The sequence below is a fragment of the Corynebacterium sp. HMSC035E02 genome, assembly GCF_001836065.1.
Taxonomy (GTDB): domain Bacteria; phylum Actinomycetota; class Actinomycetes; order Mycobacteriales; family Mycobacteriaceae; genus Corynebacterium; species Corynebacterium hiratae.
The window spans coordinates 1-14,115 of the sequence record NZ_KV827291.1 but is presented as its reverse complement, the minus strand read 5'-3'; the positions used below and the strand labels follow the sequence as shown (position 1 = coordinate 14,115).

Annotated in this window: 12 protein-coding genes; 8 read left to right on the top strand and 4 right to left on the bottom strand. The window is 59.6% G+C overall.

Features of this window, described 5'->3' with window-relative positions; all coding sequences use genetic code 11:
• Nucleotides 1-14: 14 nt before the first annotated feature.
• Entirely contained in the window at nt 15-782 is a 768-nt protein-coding gene (locus tag HMPREF2635_RS00390) for a hypothetical protein (RefSeq protein WP_049157678.1), read from the top strand.
• On the opposite strand, the gene HMPREF2635_RS00385 is transcribed toward HMPREF2635_RS00390, so the two are convergent.
• The 3 genes from HMPREF2635_RS00385 to HMPREF2635_RS00375 all read right to left on the bottom strand — a co-directional run bounded on the left by HMPREF2635_RS00385 (nt 779) and on the right by HMPREF2635_RS00375 (nt 5,714).
• Nucleotides 779-1,897, bottom strand: a complete 1,119-nt coding sequence (locus tag HMPREF2635_RS00385) for a ferrochelatase (protein WP_046649131.1) — start codon at nt 1,895-1,897, stop codon at nt 779-781. The genes HMPREF2635_RS00390 and HMPREF2635_RS00385 overlap by 4 nt on opposite strands.
• Nucleotides 1,898-1,923: 26 nt before the next feature.
• Nucleotides 1,924-3,828 (bottom strand): DIP1281 family NlpC/P60 protein, encoded by a 1,905-nt coding sequence (locus HMPREF2635_RS00380; RefSeq protein ID WP_070821071.1) that lies wholly within the window; start codon nt 3,826-3,828, stop codon nt 1,924-1,926.
• Nucleotides 3,829-5,237: 1,409 nt separating this feature from the next.
• Nucleotides 5,238-5,714 (bottom strand): Rv1476 family membrane protein, encoded by a 477-nt coding sequence (locus HMPREF2635_RS00375; RefSeq protein ID WP_070517797.1) that lies wholly within the window; start codon nt 5,712-5,714, stop codon nt 5,238-5,240.
• A gap of 303 nt (nt 5,715-6,017) precedes the next feature.
• On the opposite strand from HMPREF2635_RS00375, the gene can reads away from it, so the two are divergent.
• From can to HMPREF2635_RS00350, 5 genes are all read left to right on the top strand, one after another.
• Nucleotides 6,018-8,834 (top strand): aconitate hydratase, encoded by a 2,817-nt coding sequence (can, locus tag HMPREF2635_RS00370; protein WP_204370977.1) that lies wholly within the window; start codon nt 6,018-6,020, stop codon nt 8,832-8,834.
• 176 nt (nt 8,835-9,010) lie between these two features.
• Nucleotides 9,011-9,583, top strand: a complete 573-nt coding sequence (locus HMPREF2635_RS00365) for a TetR/AcrR family transcriptional regulator (RefSeq protein ID WP_049157671.1) — start codon at nt 9,011-9,013, stop codon at nt 9,581-9,583.
• Nucleotides 9,584-9,631: 48 nt separating this feature from the next.
• Entirely contained in the window at nt 9,632-10,423 is a 792-nt protein-coding gene (locus HMPREF2635_RS00360) for a hypothetical protein (protein WP_070821070.1), read from the top strand.
• A gap of 103 nt (nt 10,424-10,526) precedes the next feature.
• Nucleotides 10,527-11,309: a hypothetical protein gene (locus tag HMPREF2635_RS00355; protein WP_070821069.1), complete on the top strand. Its 783-nt coding sequence runs from the start codon at nt 10,527-10,529 to the stop codon at nt 11,307-11,309.
• A gap of 52 nt (nt 11,310-11,361) precedes the next feature.
• Nucleotides 11,362-12,108 carry a hypothetical protein gene (locus tag HMPREF2635_RS00350; protein WP_070821068.1) on the top strand — a complete coding sequence of 249 codons (747 nt, stop codon included), beginning with the start codon at nt 11,362-11,364 and terminating at the stop codon, nt 12,106-12,108.
• Here the strand turns inward: HMPREF2635_RS00350 and HMPREF2635_RS00345 are convergent.
• A complete protein-coding gene (locus tag HMPREF2635_RS00345) occupies nt 12,105-12,794 on the bottom strand; it encodes an SDR family oxidoreductase (RefSeq protein ID WP_070821067.1) in 690 nt (229 codons plus the stop codon). The genes HMPREF2635_RS00350 and HMPREF2635_RS00345 overlap by 4 nt on opposite strands.
• 79 nt (nt 12,795-12,873) lie before the next feature.
• On the opposite strand from HMPREF2635_RS00345, the gene HMPREF2635_RS00340 reads away from it, so the two are divergent.
• Both HMPREF2635_RS00340 and HMPREF2635_RS00335 read left to right on the top strand, forming a co-directional pair.
• Nucleotides 12,874-13,143: an ACT domain-containing protein gene (locus HMPREF2635_RS00340; protein ID WP_010186707.1), complete on the top strand. Its 270-nt coding sequence runs from the start codon at nt 12,874-12,876 to the stop codon at nt 13,141-13,143.
• 15 nt (nt 13,144-13,158) lie between these two features.
• The coding region (locus HMPREF2635_RS00335) for a DUF711 family protein (RefSeq protein WP_070821066.1) at nt 13,159-14,115 on the top strand (957 nt) is incomplete at its 3' end.

The following is a 14,115-nucleotide window of genomic DNA, read 5'->3' as shown; positions in this document are numbered from 1 at the left end:
TACACTGTCCAGCCATGGATATGCGCGCCGAAGTTTGGTCCCCTCTACAAAACGTTGCCGTGTGGCTTGGAGCGTGGTTGTGGGGCCAGGAATCTACCGATGACTTCCTCGACGCTCTCACTGAGCTTGGCGGCGAGCAAGTAGCCGCTGACGGTAAGCCTTTCGTTAATGTTATGTCACTTCTAAGGCGCGAGTCGGCCGCGATCATCGAGCGCGGTGAACGCGAGCCATTGCTGCGGCTGGTCCTTTCTGGGCCCGGCGAAGCGCCGGCTCTTCCGGCGGGATCCGAGTCCGCTCAAGCTGCGGTCGAAAACCCGGCCGGCGCCATCGTTGTGCGCACCAACGATCCTGATAGGAATTTAGTGCTTATCCCCACCTACATCGCAGGTGTGACGCGGTGGACGGTGATTGAGGAAACGGACCCGTTGCCCTCGCCCGCGTGGCTGAGCCCAGGAGAAGCGGATGCGCTGCTGAGCACTGCAACGAATGAATCGGCCTCTCTCATCGAAGCAACGGGGTATCGCAGCGATGCTCTCCCCAACCCGCGGCTGACCGTAGGTACGCTGAGCGACTTCTACGACACCCCGGGCTTGCCCTCAGCGGTGCCGGGGCGTGCGGCAAAGCTCTTTGCTCGGGCTGACCGGGTTGCTGCCATTATCGAGACGGTGACTGATCGAGTCCAAGACCACAGCCTCGATCCGCAGCTTCTGCGCCTGTGGCGCCACATCCGCCAAGCGCGCATGGCGGGAGTGGCCTACGCGTTAAGCGAATTCGCACGCTAGTGAGGCTTGCGCAGCGACCAAATATCGCAGCAACCATCGGCGCAGGGCTCGCCGTTGACCGTGCACCCCTGCACTGTGACCTCGCCGAGGGACGCGGGCACACTGCCCTGCTCTAGTTCCTCGATCAGATCCACGATCAGCGATGCAAAGCGCTCAGACGGCCCGGCGGTGCGGGTGCGGTAGACACTGACGCCCATCGCATCGGCGGCCTGCTTGAGCTCGGAATCGAGATCCCAGATCACCTCCATGTGATCAGAGATGAATCCGATGGGACAGACGACGACGCCGTCGACGCCTTCCTCTTCGTGGATCCGTGTGGTGTGGTCTACGATGTCTGGTTCCAGCCACGGTGTGGCCGGGTTACCAGAGCGCGATTGCCACACGAGGTCATAGTCCTTAACGCCGGCGGCCTCGGCGACGAGGCGAGAGGCCTCCGCCACCTGGCGGGAGTAAATATGTTTATCCCCTTCGTCACCTCCAACCGCATCGTGTGCCGTGGGCACTGAGTGCGCGGTGAAGAGCATGCGAGTGCTAGCCAGCTTGTCGTCCGGAACCTGCGTGTAGGCCTCCCGGACAGCGGCAGCCATTTCCTCTACAAACTTCGGGTGATCGAAGAACTGGCGCAGCTTGGTGAAGGTTATGTCTGGAAGGTTCTTATCCTCAACGTGCTGACGCAGGGCAACGATGTCTTCGTTGTATTGCCGGCAGGCGCTGTAGCCGCCCCAGGCCGAGGTGGCAAACACGGCGACGCTGCGCACTCCGTCCGCTGCCATCTGGTCAACGGCCTCTGTCCCAAAGGGATGCCAGTTACGGTTGCCAAAATAGACCGGCAGATTATGTCCGCGATCCGAAAGCTCTGCCGAGATATTGTCGATGATCTCTCGATTCAGTGCATTGAGCGGGCTCACGCCGCCGAAATGAAAGTAGTGCTCCCCTACCTCTTCGAGGCGCTCACGGGGAATGCCACGGCCGCGGGTTACATTCTCCAAAAATGGAACAACCTCCTCGTTTCCTTCCGGGCCACCGAAAGAAAGAACGAGGAGGGCGTCAAATGAGGAGGGCACCGAATCGGTGCTGTGGGCGTTGCCCTGGGCAGTACGCAGTGTGTCAGTCATACAGCCCAGTCTAGCAACGCGCCTTGTTAGATCAGGCGCACGGCATAGGGGGCCATGCCGCCTTGGCGTACTGGGGTGATACTGACGTTTTGGCCAGACTGGGGAGCTTCAACCATGGTGCCATCACCAAGGTAGATCGCCACGTGCTGGTTGCCGTTCGGGCCATAGAAGATAAGGTCGCCGCGCTCCATTTCGCTCGGAGAAATCTTCGTTCCCTTCTGGTACTGGTAACCGGTGTAGTGCGGCAAGGAGATACCCACACCCGCGAAGGCATACAGAACCAGACCCGAGCAGTCGAAACCAACCTTGTTGTAGTCACCGTGGGAGTCTGCAACGCCTCCATCACGGATGCCCTTGGTAGGGCCATTTGCGTCACCGCCGCCCCACGCATACGGAACTCCGACCTGGGAGGTGGCGCGCTCAATCACGGTCTCGATCTTTGCTTCGCGGGAGGCGTCGCCCAGCGTTGCCGATGCCTCCTTGGTCACGCTGTCGGTGGTATCAAGCTCTTCTAGGACGCCGGACACATCGGAGGCAAGAGAATCCTCGTCCTCAGTGGCCGTGGTTGTGGATGCCGATTCGCTCGTCGACGTCTCGGTGGATCCCGCTGCCGTGGACCCCGTGCTCTCGCCTTCGCCCTGAAGAGCAAACAGCTTCGAAGAGCCCTGCACAAGCGCGTCGATCTCGTCCTGGGTCAAGCTGTTGTTGTGGTTAGGCTGGGACGCCGCCACCATCGAGGCGACGGTTCCAACTACGCCGATGCCGAGGGCAACAGTCTCAGGATCGATGTCACCCGGATCAAAAGAGCTGCCGCCTCGGGGCTGCCCTGTCTCCTTCTTCTCAGAGCCCGTTGCGCGAGTAGAAGACAGCTCCTGCACGTTTGGATCCGAAGCAACCGCGTTTGCAGCGCTTGAAAGTTCCTTCATCTCCTCCGCAGAGGCCGCAGGGGTCGAGCGCTGTGCTTGGAGCGTAGGAGTCTTGGCATCAGAGGCCGAAGGGCCAGCCGGTGCGTTGGTCGTGGACTCGGCGGCAGTCGTTGTGTTGGCGGGCTCGGACGGGACTACCGTGGGCTCATCGGCGTCGTCGGTGGCCTCGGTGGCGTCCTGCGTATCGCTCTGCACCTCCGAAGTCAACGCTCCATCGTTGACCTCTGTTCCAGCCTCAGGGGTTGACACTTCATTTTCGTCAACCCCCTTAGCTTGATTGAGGGCCTTATGGAGAGCGGAGAGTTGTGAGAGAAGATCATCGCGCTCGGATGCCGAATCCTTGATGGAGGCTTCGGAGGCGGTGAGCTGATCGCGTGCCGCGGTCTCGGCATCGGCGGCCCGGTCTGCGCGCTCCTCAGCAAGCTGCTGGGTCTTACGCAGCTGAGATTCCTTATTGGCCTTTTCCGTCCGCTGCTTTTCCAAGTCACGCAACACGGCCTGTTGCTTATCGGATTGTGAACGTAGATAGGACTGACGCTCAAGCATATCCGAGCGGGCATCCTTACCTGCTGCATGCGCAACGGTGTCGGAGGTATTGGCGCGGCGGTAGGCCGAACGTGAGACCTCGTCCAACTTTGCTTGCGCATCCGCGACATCCGCCTGCGCGGCGTCGAGTTGCTCGCGCGCCGTCGTGGTCCCCTGGCGTGCCTGGGCCGCCTTGGTCCGAGCGTCGTTGAGATCGACGAGCGCCCGGTTCACAGATTCGCGTTGGATACCGATGGCCGCTTCAGCTTGAGCGATACGTTCCTCGATCTGCGCGATAGCGCCGGCGAGGTCAGCGATGGACGGATTATCGGAGGATAGCAGGGAGTCAATGTTGAGCTGCTCAGGTTCCGCCGCCACTGCAGGAGTGAGCGAGGAGGCAGTAGATAAGGCTGCAGTGGTCGCAATAGCAGCGAAGGCTGCTTTGAAGCGCCGGAAGCCGAAGGATGATGTGGTGGCCACGAGAGTTATCTCCTAGACACCTACCCATGTAGTTGTGCATCCCTACAGTATTTCCTCATGGCTGGGCGAAGCCGGATGCGGCAGCAGAAAACGTCGCTGGGACTTGAGGTTGCTTCTTCGCCAATATCGAGTAGGTACTGCGGGGTGCGTCGCCTCCCCCACCACTTCGAAGCTGAAAGGTTGCATGCGTGCCTAAGGAAAGCCGTACGCTTCCTAGAGTTACGCCTTCGAGGCTGATGAAGCGGTGATGGATACGCGAACAAGAGTGGTCGAACGAGGCATGTACGTCCTGGCGCAGGCAGGAGTATTCCTGCGTTCGTGCCCCTAAAGGGCACTGTGTCCTGCCAACAACGGAGACACTAAAGGTACTGCGCGGGCGCTGTGTATGCACCAACGTCTCATCAGACCGCCGACCCAATCTTCCAGTTGCAGAGCGTCCCTCGCTCGATAGCGAGTACGCCTAGGACTAGCCGCGATCCGACGACGAAGGGGCACACCTCTGGCTGAGGGCCACGTCTCTCACGGTTCCTCCTCGCTGGACGCCGCGCTCGTGAAAGCAGCAACTCGCGCCCACATGGCACAAGTGCCCGCCTCCATGGCTGGCACCCAACCGGAAACCGGAAGAGCATACGGCCGCTTCTTGCCCGCTACAAAGACGCGCACAATGAAGTGTGTGAAGCCTCTTCCACTCGGAAGGTAGGTGTTTCGATTTTTAAAAGTTGAACACTGGTACCGACTGCCTCGAGCAAACTGTTCTGCTACTCGCGTCAGCAGCGACACGACGTTCATCCACCAGGCGGTGAACCCCAACTGTTCCCTTCGCTCGTGGCGTGCTTCCCCACATACCCGTGCGACAAATCAATTGAGAGTCAAGGCTTGGTCCATGAACGTATGGAGCAATAGTCAACCCGTGAGTCGATACGTGAACCATACGTCACCGACACGCCATCTCGCACACTTTCCTCAACTTTCACATCAGCCACGTGCGGCCACAGGGCATGACAGGAGCACCTAACCTGCAATGACTTTGTTACCAAGGTGTGATTGTGATGTTTGTCACTTTTAGGTAACGCCCGCTCCCAAGGTCTGTTTCCAAGTCGGCCTGTCAGTGCGTGTGTGGCGTCACGCCTTGAGGCTTGTCTCACCGACCGCTCTCGTGATTGCCCCAGATTGCTACATCCGTCCTTCATGTCGGACTGGGGCACGATGCTCTAGCGGGCCATTTGACCCTCGGTGAAATTTCACGGCCTGGCAAGCCCCGCAATCACGGATAACTTGCCGTTCGGCGCGCGACGCAAACCACTCCCCCGCTTCGAAAGTAAAGGGATAGTGGTTGACTTTTGCCACTTCCCCACTCCCCTGCCGTCAGGCCCCAACGAGTAGCGAAGTGCGCGCCGTAGTTATTCCGCCTATTTTTCGGCGATCAAATTGTGCCGAGCAGACGCGCGGAAGGCTATCCATCCGACGGCCGAAGCGAGGCAGAAAAGGAGCCCCAGAATGATTCCCCATGGTGCTGAAAAATGGTCAGCGGTGGCATAGAAATCATTGAGCAGCGTGACCTGATCGAGACCGGTTGGCAACGCATCTTCGGCCGCCTCCAAGGTTGCGCGGTCATAAGAATTGCTCACCGCGGAGACCTTCATGGGCGCCTGCAGGATGACGGTGTCTAGCCCTGTCTGTTGCTGGAGGGTTGTCGCTAAGTCGCGGAGATCCGGAATCTTCTCCGGGAAGACGTCAACCACTGCGATACCGTGTCCGGGTTGCAATGAGGCTGAGATGTGGGCCTGGAGGCCGTCGTCAAGCGCCAGCTCCGGATTAGAGAAGGCAACGCCGTCGGCTGACAGCTGTGCGGCAATATCGTCTACATTTACGTCCGCCGGGATCATCTGCCACTCCTCGTTGTCTTGTAGCGCTTCGGTTCCCCAGATTCGTGGTCGAGCCTAAACCGCCGGACCCGGGCAAGCTTCGCGACGCGCCGCTACCCCCGAAATGGATGAAACAGAACGCGCGTACTGTTATAGTGGTGTCGACCGAGGGTTCTTACATCTACAATGTATTAGAGAACATGCGCGTTCAAAGATCGTCGACACGCTTGGCCTCCTGAAAGGTCAGTGCTAGTCGGATAGTTCGACGAACCCTCGACAAGTGTTCGATAACCCACAAGCGAAAAGCAAGGAATGGAGCTCCTTATGACTGAAAGCCTGAACTCCTTCGGCGCCAAGAAGACTCTTGAGGTCAACGGTAAGTCTTATGACTACTTTGACATCAACGCAGTCGAGGGCCTGGAGAAGCTTCCGTACTCCCTCAAGGTTCTGGCTGAGAACCAGCTGCGCTACGAGGACGGTAAGAACGTAACCAAGGATCACATCAACGCTTTGGCCAATTGGGATCCGTCCGCTGAGCCGGATACTGAGATTCAGTTCACCCCGGCCCGCGTTCTCATGCAGGACTTCACTGGCGTCCCTTGCGTGGTGGACCTCGCAACCATGCGTGAGGCTATCACCGCACTCGGTGGCAAGCCGGACCAGGTGAACCCGCTCAACCCGGCCGAGATGGTTATTGACCACTCCGTCATCGTCGAAGCCTTCGGCTCCACCGAGGCCCTTGAGAAGAACGTGGAGATCGAGTACGAGCGCAACCAGGAGCGCTACCAGTTCCTGCGCTGGGGTGCTGAGAACTTCTCCAACTTCCGCGTTGTCCCCCCGGGAACCGGTATTGTCCACCAGGTCAACATTGAGTACCTCTCCCGCGTGGTCTTCGACAACGACGGTCTCGCATACCCGGATACCTGTATTGGTACCGACTCCCACACCACCATGGAGAACGGCCTGGGTATCCTAGGCTGGGGCGTTGGCGGCATCGAGGCAGAGGCCGCAATGCTGGGCCAGCCGGTGTCCATGCTGATCCCGCGCGTTGTGGGCTTCAAGCTCACCGGCGAGATTCCGACCGGCGTGACCGCTACCGACGTGGTTCTGACCATCACCGAGATGCTGCGTCAGCACGGCGTGGTTCAGAAGTTTGTTGAGTTCTACGGCAACGGCGTGAAGGCTGTGCCGCTGGCCAACCGCGCCACCATCGGTAACATGTCCCCCGAGTTCGGCTCCACCGCTGCAATCTTCCCGATCGACGAGGAGACCATCAAATACCTCGAGCTCACCGGCCGCCCGCAGGAGCAGATCGACCGCGTCGAGGCATACGCCAAGGCTCAGGGTATGTGGCTGGAGCAGGATGCTCCGGAGGCAGAGTACTCCGAGTACCTCGAGCTGGACCTGTCTACCGTGAAGCCGTCCATCGCTGGCCCGAAGCGCCCGCAGGACCGCATCCTCCTCTCCGAGGCCAAGGAGCAGTTCCGTAAGGACCTGCCAACCTACGCTTCCGGTGACGTCGTCGTCGACGAATCCACCGTTGAGGCCAAGCGCATGACCGCCGAGGGCGGCGACGAGAACTCCCTCGTTGACGTGACCGGTGGCCTGAACAAATCCCGCGCAGGCGAGGGTGAGTCCGCTGCTAAGGGCAGCTCCGGCCGCCAGTCCAACCCGGTGACCGTCACCTCCCCGAACGGCGGCGAGTACACGCTGGACCACGGTATGGTTGCCATCGCTTCCATCACCTCCTGCACCAACACCTCCAACCCGTCCGTCATGGTCGGCGCTGGTCTTATCGCACGTAAGGCTGCTGAAAAGGGCCTGAAGTCCAAGCCGTGGGTTAAGACCATTTGTGCTCCGGGTTCCCAGGTTGTCGATGGCTACTTCCAGCGCGCAGACCTGTGGAAGGATCTGGAGGCCCTGGGCTTCTACCTCTCCGGCTTCGGCTGCACCACCTGTATCGGTAACTCCGGCCCGCTGCCGGAGGAGATCTCCAACGCCATCAACGAGCATGATCTGGCTGCTACCGCGGTGCTTTCCGGTAACCGTAACTTCGAGGGCCGTATTTCCCCGGACGTCAAGATGAACTACTTGGCTTCCCCCATCATGGTCATTGCCTACGCTATTGCCGGCACCATGGACTTCGATTTCGAGACCCAGCCGCTGGGCCAGGATCAGGATGGCAACGATGTCTTCCTCAAGGACATCTGGCCTTCCCCGCAGGAGATCGAGGACACCATCCAGCAGGCCATCTCCCGCGAGCTCTACGAGGCTGACTACGCCGACGTGTTCAAGGGTGACGACGCATGGCGCAGCCTGGACGTTCCGGAGGGCGAGACCTTCAAGTGGAACGAGGACTCCACCTACATCCGCAAGGCACCGTATTTCGACGGCATGCCGACTGAGCCGGAACCGGTTCAGGACATCAAGGGCGCTCGCGTTCTTGCTAAGCTCGGTGACTCCGTGACCACCGACCACATTTCCCCGGCCTCTTCCATCAAGCCGGGTACCCCGGCCGCTCAGTACCTCGATGCCAACGGTGTGGAGCGCCAGGACTACAACTCCCTGGGTTCCCGTCGTGGTAACCACGAGGTCATGATGCGCGGTACCTTCGCTAACATCCGCCTCCAGAACCAGCTGGTCGACGTCGCTGGTGGCTACACCCGCGACTTCACCCAGGAAGGCGCACCGCAGGCCTTCATCTTCGACGCCTGCGAGAACTACAAGGCAGCCGATATCCCGCTGGTTGTCCTGGCAGGTAAGGAGTACGGCACCGGTTCCTCCCGTGACTGGGCTGCTAAGGGCACCAACCTACTTGGCGTGAAGGCTGTCATCACTGAGTCCTTCGAGCGCATCCACCGCTCGAACCTCATTGGTATGGGCGTTATTCCGCTGCAGTTCCCGGAGGGCGAGTCCCACGAGTCCCTCGGCTTGGACGGCACCGAAACCTTTGACATCGAAGGTATTGAGGCTCTCAACGAGGGCGGCATTCCGAAGTCGGTTCACGTAACCGCCACCAAGGAATCCGGCGAGACCGTTGAGTTTGATGCCAAGGTTCGCATCGACACGCCTGGTGAGGCCGACTACTACCGCCACGGCGGCATCCTGCAGTTCGTTCTGCGCCAGATGGTCAAGGCCTAAACCACCCTTGCCCACCATGCAGGTTCCCCGGATACGGTGCGGCCTGCATAGTTAGGCGGATAGGCCAGCTAGCAACATCGAGTGCTGGCTGGCCTTTCTGCTTCTCTCCCCCTCATCCCCTCATACTTCTGTCACCTGTCTACCCCCAGCCGTGCTTTAAGGAGCTTTCCCCAACCATGCCGATTATGAGCGACTCCGAACTGAACCGCCGCCGCCATGACATTCTGGTCGGTGCACGCAGATGCTTCGCTGAGCACGGCTATGAAGGTGCCACGGTTCGACGCCTCGAAGAAGCCACGGGCAAATCGCGCGGGGCTATCTTTCACCACTTCGGCGATAAAGAGTCTCTCTTTTTGGCCCTGGCCCGGGAAGACGCGGCCCGCGAAGCCGAGGTTGTAGCAAACAACGGTCTCGTTGAGGTAATGAGCGAGATGTTGCGTCACCCAGAGCGCCACGATTGGCTCGCCACCAGACTCGCGGTGACCTCGATGTTGCGCACCGATCCCTCCTTCGCTGCTCGGTGGCATGAAGAGCAGCAGGTTTTGGATAAGGCGGTTCGCGCGCGCTTGGAATCAAACGCTGAGAAGGGCCGGCTGCGCGACGACGTCTCCATCGATACCCTCGTAACTTATCTGGAGACCTTCATGGACGGTTTTATCAACCGCCTGGCCCTCGGGGACACGAAGAATCTAGAACAGGTGTTGTCCTTAGTAGAGCAATCGATTCGTGGCCCACACGCCGATCACTAAGCGCTTAACACTCAGTGCCGGAGTGTGGTTGACGCTACACTGTGGCGCATGGACCATACTCCCCTACAGCTTCCGCGGACGCAGTGTGGAATTAGTCTGAACGCCACACCCCGGCTTGCCCCGAAAGAACAGCGTGCCCACGATGCTCAGCCGAACCCCCGAATGGATAATTCAGGGATCCGCGAGGTCATCGAGGAGGCTGGGCCCCAGCCTGGGCGCCTGAAGCTCAGCGACCTGGCAGTCTGGGTCATCATAGGTCTAGTTGGACTATTTATGTGCAAGATGTCGATCTCTTTCTTCGCTGGTGATTTTGGTCCTCCGCGATTCAGCTTCTCTGACATCGGCATATTTTCGTTAATCCCTATCATTTTGTGTTTCCTCAGCGCGACCTTTCTCGCTGTGAGCCTGTGGAACATCCTCAAGGAGATCGGTCAAGCTCGGCGTTTGCGCACCGCGTGGCGCAATGGCTGGGTAGAATACCGTCCCGCTCTCATCGGTGAGTTGGTTTACCTGCGCAGCAAAACCGAAGGTCCCGACGATCGTGAACGGACCTATTTCTATTACTCCGCGCCGCTCATGATCCTTCAACCAGACGGCACACTGGCGAAGGCCATGTCCGGTGAGTTCCGCGCAAACAACCCGAACTGGTTGAGATCACGTGGCGCTGCACTGGCAGAGGGCTCCCGAATCGCCACCGTGGATACTGCGAACAATAATGGCTGGACCGTCGCTGCTTACCGCACCGACGGAACGAGCTCAGAGGCGGAACTCTCCAATGGACTCACCGGCCGCCAAGTTGATGCCGTTCTCCACTTCGCCGAACAGCATTGGGCGCGCTAAGCCGCTGTTCGATTGGTTGGCCCGCCGCCCAACACGGGTCCTACTCCCCATTAGGTGTTGAACCGACGAGAAAGGCAGCTCTAACCCCTTTACACTGTGATCCATGACGCAATCTTCTATTCAATTGCCTCGGTCACCGCTGAAATTTGATGCAGTCAGCGCAGGCTCCCTCGCGCCTAAGGAGTTAAAGGAGCATGATCAGCAGCCGAACCCTAACGTGGACCGCAGCGGTATACGCGAAGCTATCAATAGTGTCGGGCGACCGATCGGCCAAGCCAATCTCGGCGCGATCATCTTTGGATTCATCTTCATCTCCATGGGTGTCATGTCCCTATTCTTCACAGTGTTCCATGTGCTATTCCTCTTTGTCCTATTTCCGGGCGCAGACGGAACGAACGGCGGGATACCAATAGCCAGCATTATCAACGGGCTTGCCGCACTGGTATTCATCTTTGTCGGAGTCATGCTCGTGCGGGGTCGCTGGGGAAGGAGAACTAGGTTGCGGACCGCCTGGGCGAATGGGTGGGTTGAGTACCGTCCTGCGTTAATCGGGGAGCTCGTCTACAAGCGCCGCGTCGACTACAACGACAACACCGACTACTATTACACCGCCCCGATACTCATCTTGCAGCCAGACGGCTCGTTGACAAAGGGCATGACTGCGGAGTTCATCGCTCCGAACCCGAATTGGCTGAAGCTTCGCGGCCGGCTGCTCGCCGATGGCCCCCTTGTCGCCACCGTTGACTTCAACCACAATAACGGCTGGAGTGTGGTGGGATACCGCGCCGACTCGGACAAACCGCAACTAGAACTCCAGCATGGTCTGCGCAAGAAGAACATCGAGGCGGCGCTGTCTTTTGCTGAGCAGAACTGGGTAAAAGGTTAACGCTCAACAGCGTGCCATCGTGACGCCCCACCTTCTTCAGGAGCCCACCACAATGTCTCAGCAAGCGATAGCCCCCTTCGACTTTCCGGATCATGAATACTCCGAAAGGCTCATTCCTCGTAGCTTAAGGGAAGTATCTTCGCCAAACCCTTCTCCTACAACAGCTGCCGTCGGTCGCGCCATTGCCGCAGCTGGGCCACTGCCGGGTGGATCCACATCTGGATGGAAGAACCTGCGGACCAAGCTCATCGTGGCGGTAGTGCTACTCGCTATCGCGATATCAGCCATTATCGGCGAAGATACGTCCATCAGCTCGGGGTGGCAGGGATTGGCCGTCGCAGTCTTTGTCCTCGTGCTCGTGGTAGCGGCAGGGAGACAGATTCGGTCCATTCGCAGTTCAACGTGGGGCGCACGCCGGCTGGGCACCGCCTCAGAAAAAGGCTGGATTGAGTACTATCCCGCTCTGCTCAGCGAGATCTGGCAGACCGGTCGGCACGTGCCGCATGCCGATCCCACCGAGTACTACTACAAAGCCAAGGTGCGCCTCTTCCTCCCCGACGGCACGGTTCAAGAAATCATCAGCGACGAGTTTGAATCCCACACGTCTCCCCGGGCCTTCCGCGAGCAAGGTATTGCCGTGGTGCGCTTCCAAAGCCAAGCTACCTTCGAGCACACCACGGGGTGGTACATCGCCGCCCACCTCGCTACTAAACCTTTTCGCCAGGCGAGCTTGCACAACGGTCTGACCCGCGAGCAAGTAAGTGCTGGCCTTAACGCCGCGGCGTCTCCTGCATCCTAGATGTCCTTAACGCTGCCTTCACCATCGATGAACTCCAGAGGCGAGGCCGGGAAGCTATCGCGGCGAGCAACCTCAGCGACAACCTCGGCGACAAGCTCCCGGGAAGTCGTCATATCGCTGGTGCGCTCGGCATCGCTATCGAGCACAGTGATGCCCTGGGAAGGCTCTTCCGTGAGCGCTGCAGGACCCAGAATGAGGTAGTTGAGATCCGTCGAATTCAGCTTATTGTCTACGGCCTTCTTGGACTCCACGTAGGCGTACCACGACTCATCGGAAGGATCGGTCGTGTTCTCCGTAGCTCCCATATAGGAAATCATCACGTAGGCCGGGGTGTGCTTTCCCTCCTCCGCTAGCTTCTCCAAGCCAGCGATGGAAGCGAGTGCCGCATCGCGGTCGACTGCCCACGTCACCTCTGCGCCGGCGCGGCCGCCGTTGCCGGCGCCCCAGACGACGACGTCATAGTCAGCCAAAAGCTCTGCCCAGTCCTCAACAGAAAGCTCGGTGAGATCGCGCACCACTGCGGTGGCGCCAAGGGCCTCAATGTCGGCAACCTGGTCGGGGTTACGGATAAGGGAATGGACGGTGAGGTTGGCGTCGACAAGCTTTGGCGCCGCCAAAAGCCCAACCTTTCCGTGGCCGCCGATGTACAGAACCTTCTTGCGTGCAGTTGTTGTCGCATCAGTCATGTGCGCCACCGTACGCGCCCGCCATCTTCTCTGCATGACCCCAGGGCAGATGGAAAAACCCACAGGCTACAATCAAACCATGATCGCCATCATGACTGTTACCGGTGTCGATAACACCGGCATTATCTCCGCCGTGTCCACCGCCCTCGCAGAACTTAACGTCAATATCGTTGACGTCTCCCAGACGCTCATGTCTGAGTACTTCACCATGATCTTGCGCGTCGAATTCGATGAGAACGAGGTCAGCATCCAGCAGCTCCAGGAGCGGATGAACACCGTCGGTGAGTCCATCAAGCAATCCATTCGCGTGCAGTCGGAAGCGCTGTTCACCGCAATGAACGAGATTTAGGGACGATAACCAGTCATGCTTAACCGCTTCAATACCGCCAGCATTCTCGACACCATCGAGATGATCGAGAAGTACCGTCTCGATATCCGCACCGTCACTATGGGCATTTCGCTGCTCGGCTGCACCCGCTCCACTATGGAAGCCACCGCCGAGGCCGTGTACGACCTCGTGACATCCCGCGCCGCACACCTGGTTGAGGTGTGCGAGGGAATCGAGGCCGAGCTCGGCATCCCGATTGTCAACAAGCGCATCTCTGTCACCCCCATCGCGCTCATCGTGGCCGGTATCGAAGGAAACCCCGTGGACGTTGCCCGCGCGCTGGATCGCGCTGCCGCAGCGACCGGTGTTGACTTCGTCGGTGGCTACTCCGCGCTCGTCGAAAAGGGCGCAACGACCGCCGAAAAGGCGCTTATCCGTTCCATCCCGGAAGCCCTGGCAGAGACAAACCTGGTCTGCTCCTCGGTGAATATCGCTTCCTCCCGCGCCGGCATCAACATGAATGCTGCGGCACAGATGGGACGCATCATCAAGGAAGCTGCCGAGCTCACCAAGGAGCGCAGCGCCATCGGCTGCGCCAAGCTCGTGATCTTCTCCAACTCCGTGGGCGATAACCCCTTCATGGCCGGTGCCTTCCACGGCATTGAGGAACCGGACTGCGTCGTTTCCGTAGGTGTATCGGGCCCGGGCGTGGTCGATCGCGCGCTCGGCTCCCTTGAGGGCGCCACCCTCAACGAGGTCGCCGAAGAGGTCAAGAAGGCGGCCTTCAAGGTCACCCGCGCCGGCCAGCTCGTGGGTGAAATGGCTTCGGAGCGCCTCGGTGTCCCGTTCGGCATCATTGACCTCTCCCTTGCTCCCACCGCAGAGCTGGGTGACTCCGTCGCGCACATCCTGGAGCACATGGGCCTCGACCAAGTGGGCACGCACGGCACCACGGCAGCGCTCGCGCTGCTTAACGACGCCGTCAAGAAGGGC